This is a genomic window from Streptomyces sp. NPDC005761, from assembly GCF_040630635.1.
In the GTDB taxonomy this organism is placed as follows: domain Bacteria; phylum Actinomycetota; class Actinomycetes; order Streptomycetales; family Streptomycetaceae; genus Streptomyces.
In genome coordinates, this window is record NZ_JBEXXX010000066.1 from 1 (window position 1) to 22,308 (window position 22,308).

The 22,308-nt window shown below is 72.2% G+C and carries 24 protein-coding genes; 9 read left to right on the forward strand and 15 right to left on the reverse strand.

All coding sequences use genetic code 11. The features are described 5' to 3' along the window. On the forward strand, positions 1-788 hold a 788-nt coding region (locus ABZ434_RS34290; RefSeq protein WP_359145435.1), incomplete at its 5' end, for an HAD-IC family P-type ATPase. 95 nt (positions 789-883) lie between these two features. Here ABZ434_RS34290 and ABZ434_RS34295 read toward each other — a convergent pair. From ABZ434_RS34295 to ABZ434_RS34315, 5 genes are all read right to left on the reverse strand, one after another. Continuing rightward, positions 884-1,510: a GNAT family protein gene (locus ABZ434_RS34295; protein WP_359145438.1), complete on the reverse strand. Its 627-nt coding sequence runs from the start codon at positions 1,508-1,510 to the stop codon at positions 884-886. A gap of 325 nt (positions 1,511-1,835) precedes the next feature. Then, positions 1,836-2,702 carry a biotin-dependent carboxyltransferase family protein gene (locus ABZ434_RS34300; RefSeq protein WP_359145441.1) on the reverse strand — a complete coding sequence of 289 codons (867 nt, stop codon included), beginning with the start codon at positions 2,700-2,702 and terminating at the stop codon, positions 1,836-1,838. Next, positions 2,699-3,355, reverse strand: a complete 657-nt coding sequence (locus tag ABZ434_RS34305; protein WP_359145444.1) for an allophanate hydrolase subunit 1 — start codon at positions 3,353-3,355, stop codon at positions 2,699-2,701. Before ABZ434_RS34305 ends, ABZ434_RS34300 begins: the two co-directional genes overlap by 4 nt. Further along, positions 3,352-4,101, reverse strand: coding sequence for a 5-oxoprolinase subunit PxpA (locus ABZ434_RS34310; protein WP_359145499.1), 750 nt, complete (start codon positions 4,099-4,101; stop codon positions 3,352-3,354). Before ABZ434_RS34310 ends, ABZ434_RS34305 begins: the two co-directional genes overlap by 4 nt. A 112-nt stretch (positions 4,102-4,213) precedes the next feature. Further along, the gene (locus ABZ434_RS34315) at positions 4,214-4,870 is read right to left on the reverse strand and encodes a maleylpyruvate isomerase family mycothiol-dependent enzyme (RefSeq protein ID WP_359145447.1); all 657 of its coding nucleotides are present in this window, start codon (positions 4,868-4,870) and stop codon (positions 4,214-4,216) included. Between the two features lie 93 nt (positions 4,871-4,963). Here ABZ434_RS34315 and ABZ434_RS34320 point away from each other — a divergent pair, with 93 nt between their 5' ends. Together ABZ434_RS34320 and ABZ434_RS34325 are read left to right on the forward strand one after the other, a co-directional pair. Then, on the forward strand, positions 4,964-5,638 hold the full coding sequence (locus ABZ434_RS34320; RefSeq protein ID WP_359145450.1) for a hypothetical protein: 675 nt from the start codon (positions 4,964-4,966) through the stop codon (positions 5,636-5,638). Positions 5,639-5,731: 93 nt separating this feature from the next. Then, positions 5,732-6,964, forward strand: coding sequence for a Cmx/CmrA family chloramphenicol efflux MFS transporter (locus ABZ434_RS34325; RefSeq protein ID WP_359145501.1), 1,233 nt, complete (start codon positions 5,732-5,734; stop codon positions 6,962-6,964). A 6-nt stretch (positions 6,965-6,970) separates the two neighbouring features. On the opposite strand, the gene ABZ434_RS34330 is transcribed toward ABZ434_RS34325, so the two are convergent. Together ABZ434_RS34330 and ABZ434_RS34335 are read right to left on the reverse strand one after the other, a co-directional pair. Then, positions 6,971-7,243, reverse strand: coding sequence for a DUF4031 domain-containing protein (locus ABZ434_RS34330; RefSeq protein WP_359145452.1), 273 nt, complete (start codon positions 7,241-7,243; stop codon positions 6,971-6,973). Beyond that, a complete protein-coding gene (locus ABZ434_RS34335; RefSeq protein ID WP_359145455.1) occupies positions 7,240-7,608 on the reverse strand; it encodes a hypothetical protein in 369 nt (122 codons plus the stop codon). Before ABZ434_RS34335 ends, ABZ434_RS34330 begins: the two co-directional genes overlap by 4 nt. 112 nt (positions 7,609-7,720) lie before the next feature. Here ABZ434_RS34335 and ABZ434_RS34340 point away from each other — a divergent pair, with 112 nt between their 5' ends. The 3 genes from ABZ434_RS34340 to ABZ434_RS34350 all read left to right on the forward strand — a co-directional run bounded on the left by ABZ434_RS34340 (position 7,721) and on the right by ABZ434_RS34350 (position 11,254). After that, positions 7,721-8,638, forward strand: a complete 918-nt coding sequence (locus ABZ434_RS34340) for a MurR/RpiR family transcriptional regulator (protein ID WP_359145458.1) — start codon at positions 7,721-7,723, stop codon at positions 8,636-8,638. A gap of 67 nt (positions 8,639-8,705) precedes the next feature. Then, the gene (murQ, locus tag ABZ434_RS34345; RefSeq protein WP_359145461.1) at positions 8,706-9,671 is read left to right on the forward strand and encodes an N-acetylmuramic acid 6-phosphate etherase; all 966 of its coding nucleotides are present in this window, start codon (positions 8,706-8,708) and stop codon (positions 9,669-9,671) included. 47 nt (positions 9,672-9,718) lie between these two features. Further along, positions 9,719-11,254, forward strand: coding sequence for a PTS transporter subunit EIIC (locus tag ABZ434_RS34350; RefSeq protein ID WP_359145464.1), 1,536 nt, complete (start codon positions 9,719-9,721; stop codon positions 11,252-11,254). 196 nt (positions 11,255-11,450) lie between these two features. On the opposite strand, the gene ABZ434_RS34355 is transcribed toward ABZ434_RS34350, so the two are convergent. From ABZ434_RS34355 to ABZ434_RS34370, 4 genes are all read right to left on the reverse strand, one after another. After that, positions 11,451-12,338: an EamA family transporter gene (locus tag ABZ434_RS34355; RefSeq protein WP_359145467.1), complete on the reverse strand. Its 888-nt coding sequence runs from the start codon at positions 12,336-12,338 to the stop codon at positions 11,451-11,453. 34 nt (positions 12,339-12,372) lie between these two features. Beyond that, on the reverse strand, positions 12,373-13,188 hold the full coding sequence (locus ABZ434_RS34360; RefSeq protein WP_359145470.1) for an inositol monophosphatase family protein: 816 nt from the start codon (positions 13,186-13,188) through the stop codon (positions 12,373-12,375). A 54-nt stretch (positions 13,189-13,242) separates the two neighbouring features. Next, entirely contained in the window at positions 13,243-13,452 is a 210-nt protein-coding gene (locus ABZ434_RS34365; RefSeq protein ID WP_359145473.1) for a hypothetical protein, read from the reverse strand. 330 nt (positions 13,453-13,782) lie between these two features. Next, entirely contained in the window at positions 13,783-16,032 is a 2,250-nt protein-coding gene (locus tag ABZ434_RS34370; protein WP_359145476.1) for an LPXTG cell wall anchor domain-containing protein, read from the reverse strand. Positions 16,033-16,264: 232 nt separating this feature from the next. On the opposite strand from ABZ434_RS34370, the gene ABZ434_RS34375 reads away from it, so the two are divergent. Continuing rightward, a complete protein-coding gene (locus ABZ434_RS34375) occupies positions 16,265-17,002 on the forward strand; it encodes a DUF6333 family protein (RefSeq protein WP_359145479.1) in 738 nt (245 codons plus the stop codon). Positions 17,003-17,073: 71 nt separating this feature from the next. Here ABZ434_RS34375 and ABZ434_RS34380 read toward each other — a convergent pair whose 3' ends face one another. The 4 genes from ABZ434_RS34380 to ABZ434_RS34395 all read right to left on the reverse strand — a co-directional run bounded on the left by ABZ434_RS34380 (position 17,074) and on the right by ABZ434_RS34395 (position 21,202). Next, positions 17,074-19,467 carry an excinuclease ABC subunit UvrA gene (locus tag ABZ434_RS34380; protein WP_359145482.1) on the reverse strand — a complete coding sequence of 798 codons (2,394 nt, stop codon included), beginning with the start codon at positions 19,465-19,467 and terminating at the stop codon, positions 17,074-17,076. 87 nt (positions 19,468-19,554) lie between these two features. Continuing rightward, positions 19,555-19,965, reverse strand: coding sequence for a VOC family protein (locus ABZ434_RS34385; RefSeq protein ID WP_359145485.1), 411 nt, complete (start codon positions 19,963-19,965; stop codon positions 19,555-19,557). 10 nt (positions 19,966-19,975) lie between these two features. Next, the gene (locus ABZ434_RS34390; RefSeq protein WP_359145488.1) at positions 19,976-20,437 is read right to left on the reverse strand and encodes a helix-turn-helix transcriptional regulator; all 462 of its coding nucleotides are present in this window, start codon (positions 20,435-20,437) and stop codon (positions 19,976-19,978) included. 186 nt (positions 20,438-20,623) lie between these two features. Continuing rightward, positions 20,624-21,202, reverse strand: coding sequence for a TetR/AcrR family transcriptional regulator (locus ABZ434_RS34395; RefSeq protein ID WP_359145491.1), 579 nt, complete (start codon positions 21,200-21,202; stop codon positions 20,624-20,626). Positions 21,203-21,297: 95 nt separating this feature from the next. On the opposite strand from ABZ434_RS34395, the gene ABZ434_RS34400 reads away from it, so the two are divergent. Continuing rightward, positions 21,298-21,744 (forward strand): DUF1772 domain-containing protein, encoded by a 447-nt coding sequence (locus ABZ434_RS34400; protein WP_359145494.1) that lies wholly within the window; start codon positions 21,298-21,300, stop codon positions 21,742-21,744. A 98-nt stretch (positions 21,745-21,842) separates the two neighbouring features. Further along, positions 21,843-22,268, forward strand: coding sequence for a DUF4267 domain-containing protein (locus ABZ434_RS34405; protein WP_359145496.1), 426 nt, complete (start codon positions 21,843-21,845; stop codon positions 22,266-22,268). Positions 22,269-22,308: the final 40 nt, after the last annotated feature.

Below are 22,308 nucleotides of genomic sequence, written 5' to 3' on the forward strand. Positions count from 1 at the left end.
CCGGAGCCACCCACCGCACCACAACCCCCCTCCCCACCCCCGAGAACTTCACCAACATCCCCGGCCTCGGCGTCCAGGGCACCGTCGAGGGCCACGCCGTCCTCGTCGGCCGCGAGACGCTGCTCACCGAGTGGGAGATCCGTCTGCCCGAGGAGCTGGCCCGTCGCAAGGCCGAGGCGGAAGCCGCGGGCCGTACCGCGGTCACGGTCGCCTGGGACGGTGAGGCGCGTGCGGTCCTGGAGGTGGCCGACGCGGTGAAGGACACCAGCGCGGAGGCGGTCGGGCGGCTGCGCGCACTCGGCCTGACCCCGATCCTGCTGACCGGCGACAACCGGGCGGTGGCCGAATCGGTCGCGGCCGAGGTCGGCATCGACGAGGTGTACGCGGAGGTCATGCCGCAGGACAAGGTCGACGTCGTCAAGCGCCTCCAGGGCGAGGGACGTTCGGTCGCCATGGTCGGCGACGGGGTGAACGACGCGGCCGCCCTGGCCCAGGCCGATCTGGGCCTCGCCATGGGCACGGGCACGGACGCGGCGATCGAGGCCGGCGACCTGACCCTGGTACGCGGGGACCTGCGGGCCGCCGCCGACGCGATCCGGCTGTCACGGAGGACGCTCGGCACCATCCGTACGAACCTGTTCTGGGCCTTCGCGTACAACGTGGCGGCACTGCCGCTGGCCGCGACGGGCCTGCTGAACCCGATGATCGCGGGGGCCGCGATGGCGTTCTCGTCGGTGTTCGTGGTCGGCAACTCGCTGCGGCTGCGGGGGTTCCGGGCGGGGGTGTAGACGCGCACGCCGTGCACAGCTCGCGCGGTACACGGGGTCCGGCCGGTGGGTCGGGCCCCACTGCCGCGTGCGAGGCGCCGGGGCCCTCCGGTGGGTCAGGCCCGACCGCCACGTGCGAGGCGCTCTTCCAGCCGTGCCCGGCACTCCGGCCACTCGTCCGCCGTGATCGAGAAGATCGCGGAGTCGCGCAGCCTCCCGTCCTCGCCGGGCGCCCACGAACGGGACCAGTTGCGCAGCACTCCCTCGAGACTCGCGCCCGCCGCCGCGATCGCGGCCCGGGAGCGGCTGTTGCGGGCATCCGTCTTCAGGTCGACACGGGCCACGTCCCACACCTCGAACGCGTGCCGGAAGAGCAGGTACTTGGCCTCGGCGTTGATCCCCGAGCCCTGGGCGGAGGCGGCGAGCCAGGTGAAGCCGACCTCGATCGCGCTCAGGGTGTCCTCGTCCAGCCAGTGCCGCGGCTCCCAGTACGCCGTGACGCCGACCGCACGACCGGACACCCGGTCGATCTGCGCGTACGGGAACAGCTTCCCGGTGGCTGCACGGGCGAGCTGGGCGTCGATGTAGGCGTCGACCTCGTGCTTGCGGGGCACCCAGGTGAAGCGGTACGAGCTCCGGTCGACCTCCGCGGCCACCGCGAGGTCCTCGGCATGTCGGCGCTCCAGCGGTTCCAGGCGCACGCGCGCGCCCTCCAGAACCGGCCCTTCCAGCGCGAAGGTCATCGCTCATCCATCCAGTCGCTCGGACGTTCCGTACGCGGGCCCGGGCCCGCGTACGGAGCGTCCCAGAGGTGCCCGGCCGTGTCGTGCGAATATCACCGTCCAAGACGGCCGGCACGGCGGAGCAGCAGGACGGCGGCGCCCAACGCGGCTTCGGCGCGGCCGTGTTGTCGGTGGCGGTACCTACGATCTCCGGATCGTAGGCCGGGAGACTCCGGCGTACGACGCCGATCCCGGCTTCAACGCCGACGGCGCCCTGACGATGCGGATCATCGCCGACCACTTCGGGCTGCCCGCCACGTCGTGACGGCCGGGGCGGCTCGCGGGCTCATCCCCCGGCCCGTACGAACCGCACCACCGTCCCCGCCCCCGCCTGGGCGGCCGCCGCCAGCGCCGGTTCGGGGACGATGCCCACCACCGGGTAACCGCCCGTCGTCGGATGGTCGTTGAGGAACACCACCGGGCGGCCGTCCGGGGGGACCTGGACGGCCCCGAGCACCATGCCCTCGCTGGGCAGTTCGCCCGCACGGGCACGCTCCAGCGCCGGGCCCTCCGTGCGCAGGCCGATGCGGTTGCTCTGCGCACCGACGCGGTACGCCGCGGTGGTGAACGTGCGGAGCGCGGCGGGCGTGAACCAGGTGTGGCGGGGGCCGAGGTGCACCGGGAGGACGAGCCCGGCGGGCACGCCCGGCCACGGCACCGCGTCGACGACGGGGGCACCGGTCGACGGGGCCGGCCCCAGGGGCAGTACGTCCCCGTCACGCAGGGGCGCCGGGCCCAGCCCGGAGAGCAGGTCGGCGGACCTGCTGCCGAGCACCGGCTCCGGCGCCACGCCGCCCGCGAACGCCAGGTAGCCGCGCAGTCCGTGCACCGCCGGCCCGGCGTCCAGCACCGCACCCGCCGGCACGCGCACCGCGGCGCCCCAGGCCACGGGCCGCCCGGCCACCGTCACCCGGCACGGCGCACCGCCGACGACCATCAGCACCGCACGGTCCGGGCGGACGGCGCAGCCGGTCGCGGTCGTCTCCAGGACGGCCGCGGTGACCGGGTTTCCGGCCAGCCGGTTGGCGAGCGCGGCGGCGGGCGCGTCGAGGGCGCCCGCCCGTCCGACCCCCAGGTGGGCCAGTCCGGCGCGCCCCTCGTCCTGCACGGTGGTCAGGGCCCCGGCGCGGACGACCTCGAAGGATGCCGTCACCGTGCCGCCTCCACGAACCGCACCCGTGCGCCCGGCCCCAGCAGCGCCGCCGGTTCGCGGTGCGGGTCCCACAGCGGGCCGGGATCCGGCATCCGGCCGATGAGCTGCCAGCCGCCGGGGGAGGGGCGCGGGTACACCCCGGTGTACGGGCCGGCCAGCGCCACCGCGCCGGCCGGGACCCGGGTGCGCGGTGTCGCCCGGCGTGGCAGGTGGAGGTGGTCCGGCAGGCCGGTCAGGTAGCCGAAGCCGGGGGCGAACCCACAGAAGGCGACCTGGAATTCGGTTCCTGCGTGGATGCGGGGCACGTCGGCGGCGGCCACCCCCCAGGCCTCGGCGACATCGGCCAGGTCCGGCCCGTCGTACACGACCGGGAGTTCCACCGCGTCACCCGTGTCCCGGCGCGGCGGCGGTATGTGCCAGGTCCGCAGCTCCCGGGCGAGGGCGGTGGCGCCTCGTGCGATGCCGTCGAGCAGGACGGTCCGTTCGCCGGGCACGATGTCGCGCACGTCCGGCAGTTCGCCCGCCGCGCGGCGCCGCAGCACCTCGGCGTGGAAGGCCTCCGTGTCCTGCCGGCCGTCCAGTTCGACGAGCAGCGCCCTTGGGCCGGCGGGCAGCACGACGAGCGGCGGGCCGGTCCGGGGCCCCGCACTCATGCGAACGCCCGTACCGCGACTCCGGCCTCTTCCAGCGCTGCCCGCACCCGTCGGGCAAGCGCGGCGGCGCCCGGGGTGTCGCCGTGGACGCACAGGGACCGGGCGACGACGGGTATCCGGCCGCCGTCGGCCCCGGTCACGCTCCGGTCGACGGCGAAGCCCACACTGCGGCGTACGACCTCGTCCGCGTCGTGCACCACCGCGCCCGGCTCCGCGCGTGGCACGAGCGTGCCCTGCGGGGTGTACGCGCGGTCGGCGAACGCCTCCTCGACGGCGGTCAGGCCGGCCGCCGCGGCCCGGGCGAGCAGCCGTGAGCCGGGCAGCCCGAGGACGGTCAGGTCCCCGCCCGCCAGCCGGACGCCCTCGATCACGGCGGCGGCCTGCTCGTCGTCGCGGACCGTGCGGTTGTAGAGGGCGCCGTGCGGTTTGACGTACGAGACGCGGGAGCCGGCCGCCTCGGCGAACACCCGCAACGCACCGACCTGGTAGGCCACCTCGGCTGCCAGTTCGGCGGCCGGTACGTCCATCGCGCGGCGCCCGAAGCCCGCCAGGTCCCGGTACGACACCTGCGCGCCGATGCGTACGCCCCGCTCCGCCGCCGAGTCACAGACCCGCCGCATCACCGAGGCGTCGCCCGCGTGGAAGCCGCACGCCACATTGGCGCTGGTCACACACGCGAGGAGGGCTTCGTCGTCGGTGAGCGTCCAGCGTCCGAAACCCTCGCCCAGGTCGGCGTTGAGGTCCATCACGGCGACCGGCCCACCCGAGGGGGCCGGCCCGTCCACCCTGCCCGGCGGGTTCGTCAGATTCGTCACGGCCGCACGGTAGCGCCCGTGCTGTTCCCCGTGCGGGCCGGTCTCAGTCGAACAGGCAGAGCTCGTGCTCCCGGACGCCCTCCAGTTCGTACCGCGTCCCCACCAGCGGGCGGCCCGCGCACAGCCTGATCAGCGTCGCCCCGTCGCCCCGGTACCGGCCCGGGGCGCGGCCCTCCTGCTCCGTGCCCACGAGGAGTTCCTGTCCGCTGTCCGTGAGCTCCGCGGTGAACAGCGGCGCCCCGCGGCGCAGGGCGCGCGGGACGAGGAGCCCGAGCGCGTGCGGGAGCCCCGGGCCCTCGTACGCCCCGGCCAGCCCCCATGCCGCGCGTACGTCCCCGGCGTGCACCCACTCCCCCAGCGCCACCGCGTCCAGTACCCCGCCCGCCGAGGCGATCACCGGTCCGGCGCCGGTCATCCCCGACTCCAGGTCGTCCATCACCTGCGCGAGCGTCCAGCCGGACCGTTCGGCGATGTCCCGGTCGTTGCACTCGGGGCTGAACACGTCAGGTCCGAACCGGCTCTCCACCACCCGGTTCAGCACGGATCCGCAGTGCGCGACGACGTCCCGCACCGTCCAGCCGGGGCACGCGGTACGCAGTTCGAAGTCGCCGTCCGCGGCGGACCGCAGCAACGGCAGGAGGAGGTCCCGTTCGCTGCGCAGGAGGAGTCCGGGCAGTTCGGGATCGCGTTCGTCAGCCATGGGCCCAGCCAACCATCCCGGTTGTCGGCCGACTTGGCCTTCGGCGAACCGGAGCGCCACCATCCGGTGGCCCGACGCTCTAACCTCGGGGGCATGGACGACATCGACCGGGCCGCCGGCAGCGCAGACGCTGCCGACGCGCTCCGCGGCCGCTGGCAGGAGTGTCTCGTCGCGGCCAGGGGCGGCGGCGAGGACCCCGACCCGTCGCCGTACGCCGACAATCTCCTGGCGCGGTGGGCGGAGCCGCAGCGGCGCTACCACACCACCGCCCACCTGACCGCGGTCCTCGATCACCTCGACACCCTCGCCGGTCATGCGGCGGACCCGGACGCGGTACGGCTGGCCGCCTGGTTCCACGACGCGGTCTACCGGCCCGACCGCTCCGAGAACGAGGAGCGCAGCGCCGTCCTCGCCGAGCGCGCCCTGCCCGAGGCGGGGGTGCCGGCCGCGACCACCGCCGAGGTCGCCCGCCTGGTCCGGCTCACCGTCTCGCACGACCCGGCCGACGGTGACAGCAACGGCGAGGCCCTGTGCGACGCGGACCTCGCCATCCTCGCGGCGCCGCCCAAGGAGTACGCGGAGTACGCGGCCCGGGTGCGCGAGGAGTACGGCTTCGTCCCCGACGAGGCGTTCCGGGAGGGCCGTGCCGCGGTGCTGCGGCAGCTTCTGGAGCTGCCGCGGCTGTTCCGCACACCGCACGGGGTGGCGGAGTGGGAAGCGCGGGCCCGGCACAACCTGGGTACGGAGCTGGAGCTGCTCACGCACTGAGCGTGCGCCCGTGCCGGGCCGGGCGGGGGAATGTCACGGACCATTCGGCTGTTGGCACCTGTCATGCCCGACTCTGCCGCTCGCCGCTCCCGTATGCCCCTGGCCGTGTACATCCTCGGCCTCTCGGTCTTCGCACTCGGGACGAGCGAGTTCATGCTCTCCGGGCTGCTGCCACCCATCGCCGATGACATGAACGTGTCGATCCCCCGGGCCGGGCTTCTCATATCCGCCTTCGCGATCGGCATGGTGATCGGCGCCCCGCTGCTCGCCGTGGCCACACTCCGGCTCCCGCGCCGCACCACGCTCATCGCGCTGATCTCCGTCTTCGGCCTCGGTCAGGTCGCGGGCGCGCTCGCGCCGACGTACGAGGTGCTCTTCGCGTCGCGGGTGGTCAGCGCGCTCGCGTGCGCCGGTTTCTGGGCCGTCGGGGCTGCCGTCGCCATCGCGATGGTGCCGGTGAACTCCCGGGCCCGTGCGATGGCCGTCATGATCGGCGGTCTGTCCATCGCGAACGTGCTGGGGGTGCCGCTGGGCGCCTTCCTGGGCGAGAACCTGGGGTGGCGGTCGGCGTTCTGGGCGGTCGGGGCGGCCTCGGCCGTGGCGCTGGCCGGGGTGGCGACGCTGATTCCCCGCATCCCGCTGCCGGACGAGAAGCCGCAGCTCAAGCGGGAGCTGGCGATCTACCGCGACCGGCAGGTGTGGCTCTCCATCGTGCTCACCGCGCTCGCGGCGGGCGGGGTGTTCTGTGCGTTCAGCTATCTGGCACCGCTGCTGACGGACGTCGCCGGTCTGGACTCGGGCTGGGTGCCGACCGTGCTGGCACTGTTCGGGGTCGGGGCGCTGGTCGGTACGACGATCGGCGGCCGGGTCGCGGACGCGCACCTCTTCGGGGTGCTGCTGAGCGGGATCGCGGCCTCGACGGTGTTTCTCGCCGCGCTGGCGCTGTTCGCGTCGAACCAGGCGGCCGTGATCGTGCTCTCGTTCCTGCTGGGCCTGTCGGCGTTCTACACGGCGCCGGCGCTGAACGCCCGTATGTTCAACGTCGCGGGCGCCGCCCCGACGCTGGCGGGCGCGACGACCACCGCCGCGTTCAACCTGGGCAACACCGGCGGGCCCTGGCTGGGCGGCACGGTGATCGATCTGGACTTCGGTTTCGGGGCCACCGCGTGGGCGGGGGCGGCGATGACCGTGCTGGCGCTGGTGACGGTGGTCGTCTCACTGCGGTTGCAGCGCAGCCGCACCACCTCGTCCCGGCTGGTGGCGGGCGCGCCGGCGGCCAGGCCGGAGAGTGCGCCGGTGGAGTCGGCCTCCTGCCCGGCCGTCTGAGCGGACTCAGCCCGGTGCGGGGCGGCCCTTGGGGCGGCGCAGGCCCGCCTCGGTGATCCGGCGGACCAGTTCCTTGGAGCCGATCTGCCGTGCCCCGGCCCGTACCGCGTCCTCGTAGCGCGCTTCCGGTACGTCGTAGTGGTCCCGCTCGAAGGCGCGGGGCGGGCAGCCGATGGATGCCGCGAAGGCGTGCAGTTCCTCGAAGGACACGTCGCTGACCAGGTGCGACCAGAGCCGTCCGTGGCCGGGCCAGTCCGGCGGGTCGATGTAGACGGTCATGGCCGCACTATCCCGCTGAGCGAGCCGACCGGGGCCACGGCGACCGTCGCCTTCGTGCAGACCCAGTGCGGGTCGGCGCCGAGCTCCGGCTCGACGTCCAGGGCATGCGGGTCACCCGCGTCGCAGACCGGGCACAGCGGCCAGCGGCCGTACCGCTCCAGCAGCGCGTCCTGGACGTCCTGGGCGATGAGGCCTACGACGAACTCCGCCCCTTCCGGCCACTGCTCCACCCACCAGCGCCGGTGCGTCACCGCGTCCTCGACCAGCGAGACGATCTGCGCCTCGGCCACGCCTCCGGCGGCGAGGTCGGCCATGACCAGTGCGCGGGCGGTGTGCAGTGCCTGCTCCAGGGGGTTCAGCTCCATGCAGCCATTGTCCACCCGCGCCGCCGGACGTCCGGCGGCGCGTTCTCGTGCTGCCACAGGTCAGGACCAAAGGGGGGTTGACGGACACCGGGGTTGAAAATATCTTTCAAAGGTGACCAATGACCTGAAGGAAAGTTTCAGCACTGATTCGCCGCCTGCCCCGGCAGCCCTCGCGGCGAAGGTGCGGACGCTCGCGCCGTCCATGACCCGCTCCATGCAGCGGGTCGCCGAGGCCGTCGCCGGCGACCCGGCCGGCTGCGCCGCCCTGACGGTCACCGGTCTCGCCGAGCTCACCGGCACCAGCGAGGCGACCGTGGTCCGCACCGCCCGCCTGCTCGGCTACCCCGGCTACCGCGACCTGCGCCTCGCGCTGGCCGGTCTCGCCGCCCACCAGGAGTCCGGCCGGGCCCCCGCCGTCACCGCGGACATAGCGGTCGACGACCCTATCGCCGACGTGGTCGCCAAGCTGGCCTACGACGAGCAGCAGACCCTCGCCGACACCGCCGCCGGGCTCGACACCGTACAGCTCGGCGCCGCCGTGTCCGCGGCCGCCACCGCCCGCCGGATCGACATCTACGGCGTCGGTGCCTCCTCGCTCGTCGGCCAGGACCTGGCCCAGAAGCTGGCCCGGATCGGCCTGATCGCGCACGCCAACATGGACCCGCACCTCGCGGTGACCAACGCCGTGCAGCTGCGCTCCGGCGACGTGGCCATCGCGATCACCCACTCCGGTTCGACGGGCGACGTCATCGAGCCGCTGCGCGTCGCCTTCGACCGCGGCGCGACGACGATCGCGATCACCGGCCGCCCCGACGGCCCGGTCACGCAGTACGCCGACGTCGTACTGACCACGTCGACGGCCCGCGAGAGCGAGCTGCGGCCCGCCGCCATGTCGAGCCGTACGAGCCAGCTCCTGGTCGTCGACTGCCTGTTCATCGGGGTCGCGCAGCGTACGTACGAGACGGCAGCCCCGGCCCTTGCCGCCTCGTACGAGGCGCTGGCCCACCGACACAACCCCCGCACCCGCTGACCAGCGGCACAGCCCCGCACCCGCACCCGCAGAACCGCACGAGTTCAAGAAAGCAGAGCCGCTCTCCATGACCTCCCTCACCGACGCCGACGCCACCCCCTCCGACGGCTACGGCGAACTGCGCGCCCAGCTCGCCACCCTCACCACCGAGGCGTTCCGCCCCGAGCTCGCCGAGATCGACCGGCTGGCCACCTCGGAGATCGCCCGGATCATGAACGACGAGGACCGGACCGTCCCGGCATCCGTCGCCGAGCGGCTGCCCGAGATCTCCGCCGCGATCGACGCCACCGCGGCCCGCATGGCCCGGGGCGGCCGGCTGGTCTACGCCGGCGCGGGCACCGCGGGCCGGCTCGGCGTGCTGGACGCCAGCGAGTGCCCGCCCACCTTCAACACCGACCCGGCCGACGTGATCGGCCTGATCGCGGGCGGCCCCTCCGCGATGGTCACCGCCGTCGAGGGCGCCGAGGACAGCAAGGAGCTGGCCGCCGCCGACCTCGACGCGCTGGGGCTCACCGCCGAGGACACGGTGGTCGGCATCTCCGCCTCCGGCCGGACGCCGTACGCGATCGGGGCCGTCGAGCACGCCCGCACCAGGGGCGCCCTGACCATCGGCCTGTCCTGCAACGCGGACTCCGCACTGGGCGCCGCCGCCGAGCATCCCCTGGAGGTCGTCGTCGGCCCCGAGCTGCTCACCGGCTCCACCCGCCTCAAGGCCGGCACGGCGCAGAAGCTCGTCCTCAACATGCTCTCGACGATCACGATGATCCGGCTCGGCAAGACGTACGGAAACCTCATGGTCGACGTCCGCGCGTCCAACGAGAAGCTGCGCGCCCGTTCCCGGCGGATCGTCTCGCTGGCCACCGGCGCCTCCGACCAGGAGATCGAGGCCGCGCTGACCGCCACCGACGGCGAGGTGAAGAACGCCATCCTCACCATCCTCGGCCAGGTCGACGGCCCCACGGCCGCCACCCTGCTGTCCGCTTCGGACGGCCACCTGCGCGCGGCCCTCGCCGCCGCCCCCCGCACCACCTGACCCCCTGCTCCACCTCCGCTCCCCCGCACAGCAAGGCACCACGCACCATGGCTACAGAAGACAAGAACCGCGCCACTGCCGCCGCGATCCTTCCGCTCGTCGGTGGCGCCGCGAACGTCAGCTCCATCGCCCACTGCATGACCCGGCTCCGGCTCGGTCTGCACGACCGTTCGCTCGTCCAGGACGAGGCACTGAAGGCCGTGCCCGCCGTCATGGGCGTGGTCGAGGACGACACGTACCAGATCGTTCTCGGTCCCGGTACGGTCGCCCGCGTCACCCCCGAGTTCGAGAAGCTCGTCGAGGAGGGCAGGGAATCCGCCCCTGCCCCCGCCGCGGCCTCCGCGCTCACGGCCGAGGAACTGGCCGCGCAGGGTGCCGAGATGCGTGCCGCCCGTAAGGCGAGGAACGCCACGCCGTTCAAGCTGTTCCTGCGCAGGATCGCCAACATCTTCGTCCCGCTGATCCCGGCCCTGATCGGCTGCGGCATCATCGCGGGCCTCAACGGCCTACTGGTCAACCTCGGCTGGCTGACGTCGGTGACACCGGCTCTGGCGGCCATGGCATCCGGCTTCATGGCGCTGATCGCCGTCTTCGTCGGCTACAACACGGCCAAGGAGTTCGGCGGTACGCCGATCCTCGGCGGCGCGGTCGCGGCCATCATCGTCTTCCCGGGCGTCGCGAACATCGAGGCGTTCGGCCAGAAGCTCTCCCCCGGCCAGGGCGGTGTCCTCGGCGCGCTGGGCGCGGCGGTCCTCGCGGTGTACGTGGAGAAGTGGTGCCGGCGCTGGGTGCCGGAGGCGCTGGACGTCCTGGTCACCCCGACCCTGACGGTCCTGGTCTCCGGACTGGTGACGATCTTCGGCCTGATGTACGTGGCGGGCGAGGTCTCCACCGCGATCGGTACGTTCGCCGACTGGCTGCTGTCCAACGGCGGTGCGGGCGCGGGTCTCGTCCTCGGCGGCTTCTTCCTCCCGCTGGTCATGCTGGGTCTGCACCAGGCGCTGATCCCGATTCACACCACGCTGATCGAGCAGCAGGGCTACACGGTTCTCCTCCCGATCCTCGCCATGGCCGGTGCCGGCCAGGTCGGTGCGGCCATCGCGGTCTTCTTCCGCCTCCCGCGCAACGAGTCGATCCGCAGGACCATCAAGTCGGCCCTGCCCGCGGGCTTCCTGGGTGTCGGTGAGCCGCTGATCTACGGCGTTTCGCTGCCGCTGGGCCGCCCGTTCATCACGGCCTGCGTGGGTGGTGCGTTCGGCGGCGCGTTCGTCGGCTTCTTCAACCAGCTCGGCGACGCGGTGGGCTCCACCGCGATCGGCCCGTCCGGCTGGGCCCTGTTCCCGCTGCTGGACGGCAACCACGGCCTGGGTGCGACGATCGCGATCTACGCGGGCGGCCTGGTCGTGGGTTACCTGGCCGGCTTCGTCGCCACGTACTTCTTCGGCTTCAGCAAGGACCTGCTGGCGGAGTTCAACGTCTCCCAGGAACCGGCCGCCTCCACGGTCGCGGCCACGGGTCCGGCGACTCCGGCGGCCGGCACCACCGGCCCGGACACCACCGCGAAGGCTCCCGCGGGGGTCTGACGGAAACGGAACCACGGAAGGGCGGCACCCCGCGGGGTGTCGCCCTTCTCGTTCTCCGGCATCGGTCAACTCGGCCGGCACGACCACGGAACCGGGAACGTACCGCTGGTCGAGGCACGCCACACAGTCGCCCAGGGCCGGCGGATCCTCGGCGTCCCACGATCGCGTGAGCGCCGCACCGAGCGCGGTGAGCCGCTCACCGGCCAGAGGGGGCGGGTTCGACGACGGACCGGCCCCCCGCCCGGACCGTGACGAGCCCGATCCCCCCGCAGCACACCGCCAGCAGCAGGAGTTCGGCGGCCGACGGGGCGGGGGCGGTCCCCAGGGCCCAGTCGCCGAGCCGGACGGTGAAGGGCACGGCCAGCTGCACGGCGGCCGTGAAGACCGGGCCGCGCAGCAGGATGAGGCGGTGCTGTACGAGGTAGGCGGGGGCGTACACCGCGGCGCCCAGCAGCACGATCCCGCCCGTCGCGGCCCCTGTGGGCGGATGCGCGACGAGCGCGGGCAGGGACATCGGGAGCAGCAGACAGGTGGCGGCTGCGAGCAGGACCGGCAGCACGGCGAGCGGGGGCAGCCCGGACAGCCTTTGCCGGTAGAGGAAGCCGTACACCGCGAAGGCGACCGTCGCCGCCGCCACCAGCAGCAGTCCCCCTGCGTCCAGGTCCCCGGTGTCCGCGCCCAGCGCCGCGTATCCGGCGGCCGCCGCGCAGGCCAGGGCGGCCCCCGCCGCCTTGCGCGGTCCGGAGCGCTCGCCGAAGAACAACGCACCGACCGCCACCGAGGCGCACGGCATCAGCGCGACGACGAGGTTGGTGAGCGAGGTGCCGATACGCGGGATGGCGAGGAGGGTGCCGGCCGCATACCCGGCGAAGCCGAGGAGGCCCAGCAGCCACACGGTCCCCGGCCTCGCGGCGGCCCTCCGCAGATCGGCCCGGCCGTTCGCGGACGACACGGCGACGGCGGTCAGGACCAGACAGCACACGGCGGTACGGCCCACGGCCACGGTCAGCGGTTCCGTGCCGTCGACCAGGGCGCCGGAGAGCAGCCAGGTACCGGCGAGCAGCAGGACGAGAACGACCGGCATCGGCGGCCTTCCTTTCGGCGGGAAGAGGTGGAGGTCAGCGGCCGGCCGGAGCCCGGTCCCTGACCATCCCCACCAACGCCTCGTGCGTCTCCCGGTCCGCTGCCGCGATCAGTCCTCCGGCTCCGGTGTGCAGCGGCTGGCCGTGGATGCCCGTCACCACACAGCCGGCGGCTTCGCACAGCGCGATCCCGGCGGCGAAGTGGACGCTGTCGCGCAGGTTGCCGTCGGTGAGGTACGCGGCTCTGCGGCCGGCGGCGACCCAGGCGACTGCCAGCGTGGTGGAGACGACACGCGGGCGGAACCGCGCGGCGAACTCCGGGGCGGCGAGGAGATCCACCGCCCGGAAGGCGGGGGCGTTGGGAAACGGCGGGTCGAGATTGAGGTCGACCAGGCCGGAGGCGGGCGAGGGCGACAGCTCCTCGTCCGCTCCGCCCCTCCGGACGCGTGCACGTGCGCCGTCGGTCCAGAACACCTCGCCGCTGAACGGGTCGGCGGACGCTGCCGCCGTGATGCCGGACGGCCCCCGCAGGGCGACGTTCACCGCGACCAGCATGTTCTGCACGGCGTAGTTCAGCGTGCCGCACAGCGGATCGACCAGCCACCTGCGCTCCGCGCCGCTCGCGCCGGTGTCCCCGCTCTCCTCGCCCGTCACGGAGTCCGCGGGCCGGGCCGTCCGCAGCACGTCGAGGATGGCCTGCTCGGCCGCGAGGTCGGCGGCCGTGGCGAAGTCACCGCCGGACTTCTCCGTACGCGACAGCGCGGTCCCGTACAGGTCGCGGACCACCGCCGCTCCCACCTGTGCGGCTCTGACGGCCAGTTGCGCATCGGTTTCCGTGTCCATGCTCACCATGCCCGCAGGCTATCGGCGGCTCTTCCCGGCACGGTCCCGGGTCGCCCCTCCCCCTCATCGCGGTAGCTGCCCCGCCCGGTTGATCTCCGTCACCCGCGCCCGCAGGGCGAGCCCCGGCGGGGCCGGCCGGACGGAGTCGGGCGGACAGTCCCATTCCGCGCCGCCTCCGGGCGGCCGTAGCTGCACGTACGGCCCGACCCGTCCCATGACCCGGCCCACCCGTCCGTCCCGCAGGTCCACGGCGAACGACCCCCTTTCCGGCATTGACGTATCGGGGCCACAGCCGCCCTCACTCGCCATGTCCGGCCGCCTTCCCGCACCGCGCCCCGTGCCGCTCCTTCATCTTCATGATCCATTCATTCCACGCTGCGTAACCGAAATGCGCACCGAGCGTGTTCTTTTCCTGCGCCGGTTCGTCCGCGCCCGGCCGGTCGGGCCACGGACCGAGATGCGGCGGATACCGACAGCGCCCATCTCCTCGTGCCCGCGCCGCAGGCAGCCGGACTCGGGGGCGCGGGGATCACAGCGGCGGCCCCGCACCCGTGGCTGGGGTGCGGGGCCGCCGCTGTGTTGCGTCCGGTGGGTTCTGCCCGGTCAGCTCCGGCCCACCCGGCGCCTGCGCATCCACCAGATCAGCCCGCCACCGGCGGCCGCGAGGACGACGGCGACACCGACGAAGAGGCCGACGGGGGTGTCGGAGCCCGTATGGGCGAGGTCACCCTCGGGGTCCCGGGCCGGCGGGGTCGGACTGGCACCGTCACCGCCCGGCGTGGCGGAGGGAGCCGGGGTCGACGGGGTGTCGGTCGGCTTGCCGGTGGGCTTGTCCGTCGGCGTGGGAGTGGGAGTCGGGTCCTCCGCGTCGTCGGCGGTCCTGCCCGCGGTGTTCCCGCCGAGCATCACGTATCCGGCCTGGTCCGCGTCGTCGGTCACCTGCCCGACGGCGAACTGCGCGGTACGCGGCTTGTAGGGGTTCTCCGCGCGGAAGCGCGCCGGGTCCATGTTGCGCTTGGGCTGCTTGGAGAAGTCGACGCCGCCCACGATGTAGACCATCACGCCCTCGGCGGTGTCCACGTCGTACTCGAACTCGCCGTTCAGGAAGATCTTCCGGTACTTCTGGAACAGCTCGTTCTTGTCCCAGCCCTGGTGGGGCGCCCGCAGCGGCCACTTGGTCACGTTGTCGCTGTTGATGACCTTGTGGTAGTCGGTCGGGCTCTTGGCGTCCTGCTGGCGGATGTACTCGGCGGCGACGCGGGCGGTGTAGACACGGCGCAGATCCGCGTACTGCGGGTCGGCGTTGATGGTCTTCTCCACCTCGGGGACGATCATCCGGTCGATGACCCGCTGGGCCTCGTCCCGTTCGGCCTCGGTCGGGTTGCAGATCTGCTCGCCACCCGGATTGGTGGCGAAGTCCTGCGGGGTCGACTTCAGCTTCAGGGGGGTGTCGAGGATGTAGATCCCGCCGTCCTGTTCACGCACCGACGCGGTACCCGGCTCGATCCAGTTGCGGATCCCGGTGAAGCACGGGCGGCCGTTCACCTTGGGCAGCGCCGCCCAGAACCGCTTGCCGAGGTCGGTCTTGGGATCCATCGCCTTGAAGAAGTCGTGCTTCATCTGGAGGTCGGCCTCGAGCAGGACCCGCCCCGCGTCGGTCTTCCCGAACGCGGCGTCCATGACCCGGTCGGGCTCGTCCGGATTCAGGTTCACCCAGAACTTGTCCGGCGTGAGCGCGAGCCAGGTGAAGAACGCGTCCGAGAGGAGCTGCGCCTTCTCCTGTCCTCCCCAGCCGGCCGCGTACTCGTCGTCGACCTGCTGCGCGGAGAACGCGTAGTTCAGGCCCTCGCCCTTGACGGGCTTGCCGATGTAGCGCAGGTCCAGGGTGGAGAAGTCGATTCCGCCCGGACCCTTGGGCATCCGGCCCGTGGGATCGTTGCTCCTGATGCGGTCGATCTGGTCCTTGAGCGTCTGCGGGGTGGGCGGCGACTGCCTGATCATGTTGTTGCCGCCACCGCGGGAACCGGCGTTCTTCCCGGCGCCGTTGGACAGGAACGGGTCGCTGCGCCGGTAGGGGCCGTTGGCCGCCCTGGCGGGCGCCTGGGGCTTGTGGTCGGAGTGGAAGTTGTACGACTTCACCCGGTCGCGGCCCGCCGCGTCCTTGCCCGCCGCGTCCTTCATGTCCTTCATGAAGGTCCGGGCTTCACTCCTCTGCTCCTCACCGAAGACGAAGGTGTACTTGTAGGACTTCCAGCCGGTCTGGCGTGCCCACGCCTTGTCGGCACGGATCTGGGACCTGTCCGGCTTGCCGTTGGACTTCATCTCCACGATCTCGCGGGTCGACTTGTTGTAGGCGTCCAGGACCCGCTTGTACCGCACGAGCTTGCCGGTGTTGGGGTCACGCTCGGTGAAGTACACCTCCTTCTGACAGATCCAGTCCGGACCGGTCAGGCCCATCTCCTTGACGACCTTCTTCTCGAACGCCTCACCGCGGGGGTCGTTGCCCTGGTTCGGGATGTACTGCTTCGTCAGGTAGTCGCCGAAGTCCTTCCACTGCTTCTGGGCGTTGAACCGGGCGTAGATGCGGCGCGGGTCCGTGTGCGGATACTTCTTGTAGTCCTTGCCCGCGGCGTCCAGCTCCTGCTGGGTGGGGTTGAGTCCGTCGAACTCCATGCCGGGGTTCACGTACCCGTACTGGTCCCACAGGTTCTTCGCGCGGGAGGCGTCACCCCCCGGCAGGGTCTTGGTGGGAGAACCCTTGAGGCCGAACAACTCGTCGCAGCGCTTGCCGGGCTTGAGCGGCGCCGGTGCGGCGTCCGCGCTCCCGAGGGACGGCAGGCCCGTCATGGTCATGACAGATGCACATGCCAGGGCGAGGATGCCGCGGGTCCAGACTCGACGCCGCGGCAGGGATATGAACTGGTTCACGTTGCGTTCTCCTGGAGGGGCCCAGGACGGGACGGGCCGGGTCGGAGGCCCCCGTGGTCGTTGACACCGGCCGCCCCAGCCTAGGCATCAACGCACAGCGGATGCACAGGGATTCGGGCAGCGGCGTGTTGCCGGACCGCGCGGATACGGTGGCGGCATGACGGAGAACAGCTTCTGGAGGTGCCCGCCACAGGCGCAGGTGCGGGGGTCGGGTCAGTACACGGTCACGGTGGTGCTGCCGCCGTTCGCCGACGACGCGGCCGACTGGCCTGCCAACGACCGTGCTGCGGCACGGGAGTTCGCCGAGTCGTTCGGCACGGTCGATGCGGTCCTGGAGGATCACGGGGAGCGGAACATCAGCGACGGCTTCTCCCTGACGACCCGTGACGACCTGGAGTGGATCCAGGTGGGGGTGTGGGGGAACGTGATCGGCATCTCGGATCCCGCCCTCGCCGACGAGGGGAACTCCTGGCCGGTGCTGGAGCAGGTCAGGAACCTGGCACGACGCTTCCCGGGGGCGAAGATCGTCGGCGGGGCGACGGTCGACTGCGGGGAGATCCACGAGGAGGCCGCATGGGTGGTGCCCGGGTGCGAGCCGGTGCACTCCGAAGGCTGGCCGGACGGGGACGGAGTGCCGCCCTGGACGCTGGAGGGCGACCCGGGGGCCGTCCTGGCCGCCTGCGGAGTCACGGCGCGGATGGCCAGGGACGCCGACATCGCGTACGACCCGGACGACCCCGCCTCGACCTACTGGGGCGGACTCGGGGAGCTCGTCCTCGGCGCACACCACCCGTGGCGGCGGCCGAAGGTACGGACGTCGGTGTTCCGGGTCCGCCACACCCACGCCGCCGTCGATCTGATGGAAGAGGTCTGGATCGCGGACTCCGACCTGTAGCCCGCAGGAGGACGGGCCCCGGGACATGTGCCCCGGGGCCCGTCGGCCACCACGCCCCTCGCGCGGGCCCGTCAGCCGCCGACGTACGCCGCCAGGTGCTCGCCCGTGAGGGTGGAGCGGGCCCCGACGAGCTCCGCGGGTGTGCCCTCGAAGACGACCTTGCCGCCGTCGTGACCGGCCCCGGGACCGAGGTCGATGATCCAGTCGGCGTGCGCCATCACGGCCTGGTGGTGCTCGACGACGATGACGGACTTGCCGGAGTCGACGAGGCGGTCGAGCAGGGCGAGCAGCTGCTCCACATCGGCGAGGTGCAGTCCGGTGGTCGGCTCGTCGAGGACGTAGATACCACCCTTGTCGCCCATGTGCGTGGCCAGCTTGAGGCGTTGCCGCTCCCCGCCGGACAGCGTGGTGAGCGGCCGGCCGAGGCTGAGGTAGCCGAGACCGACGTCGGCGAGCCGGTCGAGGATGCGGTGCGCGGCCGGCAGGTGCGCCTCGCCCGAGCCGAAGAACTCCTCGGCCTCGGCGACCGACATCGCGAGTACCTCGCTGATGTCACGGCCGCCGAGCTTGTACTCCAGCACCGCCGGCTGGAACCGCTTGCCCTCGCAGTCCTCGCACGGGGTGGCGACCCCGGCCATCATCGCCAGGTCCATGTAGATGACGCCGGCGCCGTTGCACGTGGGGCAGGCGCCCTCGGAGTTGGCGCTGAACAGCGCCGGCTTCACGCCGTTCTCCTTGGCGAACGCCTTGCGGATCGGCTCGAGCAGTCCGGTGTACGTCGCCGGGTTGCTGCGCCGCGAACCGCGGATCGGGCTCTGGTCGATCGACACCACGCCCTCGCCCGCCGGAATCGAACCGTGTACGAGGGAGCTCTTGCCGGAACCGGCGACACCCGTGACGACGACGAGCACCCCGAGCGGGACGTCGACGTCGACCTTGCGCAGGTTGTTCGCCGTCGCCCCACGGATCTCCATCGCACCGGTGGCCGTGCGCACCGTCTCCTTGACGGTGGCCCGGTCGTCGAAGTGCCGGCCGGTGATCGTGTCGCTTGCCCGCAACCCCTCGACGGCGCCCTCGAAGCAGATGGTGCCGCCGCCCGAACCGGCGCCGGGGCCGAGGTCGACGACGTGATCGGCGATCACGATCGTCTCCGGCTTGTGCTCGACGACGAGCACCGTGTTCCCCTTGTCGCGCAGCCTCAGCAGCAGCTCGTTCATCCGCTCGATGTCGTGCGGATGCAGACCGATCGTGGGCTCGTCGAAGACGTAGGTGACGTCGGTGAGGGACGAGCCGAGGTGCCGGATCATCTTGACGCGCTGCGCCTCACCGCCCGACAGCGTCCCCGCGGGCCGGTCGAGCGAGAGGTAGCCGAGGCCGATCTCCACGAACGAGTCGAGGGTCTGCTGCAGCGCGTCGAGCAGCGGCGCCACCGACGCCTCCTCGATGCCGCGCACCCACTCGGCGAGGTCCCTGATCTCCATCGCGCACGCGTCGGCGATGCTGATCCGCTTGATCTTCGAGGAGCGGGCGCCCTCGCTCAGCCGCGTACCGTCGCACTCCGGACAGGTGGTGAAGGTGACCGCACGCTCCACAAAGGCCCTGATGTGCGGCTGCATCGCCTCCTTGTCCTTGGACAGGAACGACTTCTGGATCTTGGGGATCAGTCCCTCGTACGTGAGGTTGACGCCGTTGACCTTGACCTTGACGGGCTCCCCGTACAGGAAGTCCTGCAACTCCTTCTTGGTGTACTTGCGGATCGGCTTGTCCGGGTCGACGAAGCCGGACTGGGCGTAGACCTGCACGGTCCACTGGCTGTCCGACTTCCAGCCGGGGATGGTGAACGCGCCCTCGGAGAGCGACTTGGTGTCGTCGTAGAGCTGGCTGAGGTCGATGTCGGAGACCGAGCCCCGGCCCTCGCAGCGCGTACACATGCCGCCGGTGCGCTGGAAGGTCGCCTTCTCCGCCTTGGTCTTGTTGCCGCGCTCGACGGTGATCGCGCCGCTCGCCCGGACCGAGGCGGTGTTGAAGGAGTACGCGCTGGGCGGGCCGATGTGCGGCTTGCCGAGCCGGCTGAACAGGATACGGAGCATCGCGTTGGCGTCGGTGGCGGTGCCCACCGTGGAGCGGGGGTCGGAACCCATCCGCTGCTGGTCGACGCTGATCGCGGTGGTCAGCCCTTCGAGTACGTCGACCTCGGGCCGCGCCAGGGTCGGCATGAAGCCCTGCACGAAGGCGCTGTAGGTCTCGTTGATCAGCCGCTGCGACTCCGCGGCGATCGTGCCGAACACCAGGGAGCTCTTGCCCGAGCCGGAGACACCGGTGAACACCGTCAGCCGGCGCTTCGGGATCTCGACACTGACGTCCTTGAGGTTGTTCACGCGCGCCCCGTGCACACGGATCAGATCGTGGCTGTCGCCCGCGTGCGGCGCGGCCGACGCCGTGTCCGCCCTCTTGGCCCTGGTCATCGTGTCTCCATCCGTGGGCGGGACCGCTCGCGCGGTCCCGTCGGCTTCGTACGGTCTACGGCTGTGTCGTGCGGACGGCGGGACGGCTCAGCGCCGTTCCTGGACGCGGATCAGGTTGCCCGCAGGGTCGCGTACGGCGAAGTCGCGTACGCCGTAGGGCTGCTCGGTCGGCTCCTGGACGATCTCCGCGGTGCCGGCCTGCACCTTCTCGAACGTGCCGTCCAGATCGGGCGTGGCCAGCAGGACGCGGGCGAACGTGCCCTTGGCCATCATCGCGACGACGGTGGCGCGCTCCTCGTCGGTGACGGACGGATCGGCGTACGGCGGCTCCAGGACGATGGACGTGCCGGGCTGCCCGACGGGCCCGACCGTGATCCAGCGCATGGAGCCCTGCCCGACGTCGCCCCGGACCTCGAAGCCGAGGACGTCGCGGTAGAAGGCCACGGAGGCGTCCGGGTCGTCGTGCGGAAGGAACGTGGAGTGAATGTTGATGTCCATGTCCGTCACGCTAATCCGGCTTCCTGGCCGGCGCTTCTCGATTCCTGACCGGTCGCGTCACCTGCTTCTCCAGGCACGAGGGCACCCCCGCCCCGGCCTGCTCGGCCTGTCGCGCCTCCTGCCCCCGGCGCCGGTAGACGCTGGGCGACACCCCGACCAGTTCGGTGAAGCGGGTGCTGAACGTGCCCAGCGACGAGCAGCCGACCTCGAAGCAGATCTCGGTGACGCTGAGGTCGCCGCGGCGCAGCAGGGCCATCGCCCGTTCGATGCGCCGTGTCATGAGGTAGCCGTACGGGGGCTCGCCGTAGGCCCGCCGGAACTCCCGGCTGAGATGCCCGGCCGACATGTGCACGCCGCGCGCGAGCGCCTCGACGTCCAGCGGCTGCGCGTACTCCCTGTCGATGCGGTCGCGGACGCGTCGAAGGCGCGCGAGGTCGCTCAGGTGCTGTGCAGGGTCGGTTCTGCTGGTCACCTGTGAAAGCGTGCCACGCCGGGGCGCGGACTGCCCGGCGTTGCCGGAAGGTCGCAGCTCGGGCGATCCGTCGCGCCCGTCGGCCACCCCGCCCCGCCGGCCGGTGCGGGACGCGGCCCGGCGTGGGCAGCGGGCAGGCGGGGGCCAGGCCCGAAGACCCCGGCCCCCGCCTGCCGCACCGGCGTGTCAGACCACGGCGAGCCGGTCCACCAGCAGCTCCACCCTCGCATCGGCGTCCTCCGGCGGCAGCCGGCCCGCCCGCGTCAGGACCACGAGCCCGTGCAGGGACGCCCAGAACAGCTCGGTGAACAGCCCCGGGGGTACGCCGTCCCCGGCAACCTCGCCGAGGGTCTCCAACAGTGCGGCGAAGGCGTCCTTGAGAGGCGCCGGGGTGTCCTCCTGCGCGTATGCGAGGCCGCCGTCGAGCTGGAAGATGGCGTCGTAGACCGCCGGGGTGCGTGCGGCGAAGTCGAGGTAGGCGCGGGCGAGGGCGCGTACCCGGGCGCGCGGGCCGTCCGCGGTGGCGGTCGCGGCCCGCACGGTCACGGCCATCTCGGTGGCGCCCTGAAGGGCGACGGCGCCGATGATCTCCCGCTTGCCGCGGAAGTGGCTGTAGAGGACGGGCTGGCTGTATTCGATGCGCTCGGCGAGCCGGCGGGTGGTGACCGCGTCCCAGCCCTGCTGCTCGGCGAGTTCACGGGCCGTCGCCACGATGAGGCGCTCGCGCTCCGCCCGTTCGCGTTCCTTGCGTTCCTGTACCGACATGACTGAAATCCTAGCACCGCTAGACAAGGGAGCGGCAGCAGTACTAGCGTTGCACCATCACCTAGCAGCGCTAGATTCCACGAGGGGTCATCATCTTGCTCAACGCACTTGAGGTCTTCACCACCGTGGCCGTCGGCCTGATGGTGGGCGTGGAGTTCTCCGTCGCCTTCGTCATGAACCCGATCCTCAACGCCCTCCCGGAGGACAGCGGCCAACTCGGCCACGCCCACGGGGGCCGGATGCTCGGCGCCGTGATGCCGTTCTGGTACATCGGCTCGCTCGTCCTCGTCGGCATCTGGGCTGTCGCCGGGTGGCACCACCAGGGCACCGGCCTCGTCGTCACCGCCGGCGGGCTCCTGATGCTCAGCGTGATCATGTCGATCCTGCTGCTCGTCCCCATCAACGACCGGGGCAAGACCTGGACGCCTGAGAACCGGCCGGCCGACTGGAAGCAGCAGCTGAACCGCTGGGAACGCCTCCACTACGTCCGCGTCGCCGTCATCGTCACCGCCTTCGCCCTGCTGGTCACCGCCCTCGTCTGAGCCCGTCCGTCACGTCAGCCGCGTCCGCGCCGCCGACCAGGGCCCCGCGCCACTCACCGAGCTCACGAAACCCACGAAAACGCGCAAGGAGAAGAACCATGTCGCTGAAGACGGCCAACACCGCCCTGACCACAGCCTTCATCCTCTTCATCCTCTGGTTCGGAGGAGAGTTCATCCTGAGCCCGGAGACCACGGCGCCGGGCTTCGGCCTGCCGAACCGGCCATCCGGCGACGGCGGCGGCTTCCTGGTCGTCAAGGGGATCCGCGACGTCGTCATGGCCCTGGTCCTGGGCATGCTGCTGGTCACGGGCCACCGCCGGGCGCTGGGCTGGGTGCTGCTGGTGGAGGCCCTCGCCGCTTACGGCGACATGACCACGGTGCTGGCCCACCACGGCTCCGTGGCCACCGCACTCGGCTTCCACTGCCTGACCGCGACGCTGATGGTGGTCAACGGTCTGCTGATCATGCGCGAGACCCGCACGGTCGCGGCCGCTGCGGCGACGCCCGCCCCGCAGCCCGCCTGATCCATCGGCCCGAGGTGGCCCGGCCCCCGGCCGGGCCACC

Bases quoted from the DNA above. Each gene is read 5' to 3' on its own strand.
- ABZ434_RS34295 (WP_359145438.1), bottom strand. From the start codon at position 1,510: ATGACCTTCGCGCTGGAAGGGCCGGTTCTGGAGGGCGCGCGCGTGCGC.
- ABZ434_RS34305 (WP_359145444.1), bottom strand. From the start codon at position 3,355: ATGAGTGCGGGGCCCCGGACCGGCCCGCCGCTCGTCGTGCTGCCCGCC.
- ABZ434_RS34310 (WP_359145499.1), bottom strand. From the start codon at position 4,101: ATGGACCTCAACGCCGACCTGGGCGAGGGTTTCGGACGCTGGACGCTC.
- ABZ434_RS34315 (WP_359145447.1), bottom strand. From the start codon at position 4,870: ATGGCTGACGAACGCGATCCCGAACTGCCCGGACTCCTCCTGCGCAGC.
- ABZ434_RS34320 (WP_359145450.1), top strand. From the start codon at position 4,964: ATGGACGACATCGACCGGGCCGCCGGCAGCGCAGACGCTGCCGACGCG.
- ABZ434_RS34325 (WP_359145501.1), top strand. From the start codon at position 5,732: ATGCCCCTGGCCGTGTACATCCTCGGCCTCTCGGTCTTCGCACTCGGG.
- ABZ434_RS34330 (WP_359145452.1), bottom strand. From the start codon at position 7,243: ATGACCGTCTACATCGACCCGCCGGACTGGCCCGGCCACGGACGGCTC.
- ABZ434_RS34335 (WP_359145455.1), bottom strand. From the start codon at position 7,608: ATGGAGCTGAACCCCCTGGAGCAGGCACTGCACACCGCCCGCGCACTG.
- murQ (WP_359145461.1), top strand. From the start codon at position 8,706: ATGACCTCCCTCACCGACGCCGACGCCACCCCCTCCGACGGCTACGGC.
- ABZ434_RS34350 (WP_359145464.1), top strand. From the start codon at position 9,719: ATGGCTACAGAAGACAAGAACCGCGCCACTGCCGCCGCGATCCTTCCG.
- ABZ434_RS34355 (WP_359145467.1), bottom strand. From the start codon at position 12,338: ATGCCGGTCGTTCTCGTCCTGCTGCTCGCCGGTACCTGGCTGCTCTCC.
- ABZ434_RS34360 (WP_359145470.1), bottom strand. From the start codon at position 13,188: ATGGTGAGCATGGACACGGAAACCGATGCGCAACTGGCCGTCAGAGCC.
- ABZ434_RS34365 (WP_359145473.1), bottom strand. From the start codon at position 13,452: ATGCCGGAAAGGGGGTCGTTCGCCGTGGACCTGCGGGACGGACGGGTG.
- ABZ434_RS34370 (WP_359145476.1), bottom strand. From the start codon at position 16,032: ATGACCATGACGGGCCTGCCGTCCCTCGGGAGCGCGGACGCCGCACCG.
- ABZ434_RS34375 (WP_359145479.1), top strand. From the start codon at position 16,265: ATGACGGAGAACAGCTTCTGGAGGTGCCCGCCACAGGCGCAGGTGCGG.
- ABZ434_RS34380 (WP_359145482.1), bottom strand. From the start codon at position 19,467: ATGACCAGGGCCAAGAGGGCGGACACGGCGTCGGCCGCGCCGCACGCG.
- ABZ434_RS34385 (WP_359145485.1), bottom strand. From the start codon at position 19,965: ATGGACATCAACATTCACTCCACGTTCCTTCCGCACGACGACCCGGAC.
- ABZ434_RS34395 (WP_359145491.1), bottom strand. From the start codon at position 21,202: ATGTCGGTACAGGAACGCAAGGAACGCGAACGGGCGGAGCGCGAGCGC.
- ABZ434_RS34405 (WP_359145496.1), top strand. From the start codon at position 21,843: ATGTCGCTGAAGACGGCCAACACCGCCCTGACCACAGCCTTCATCCTC.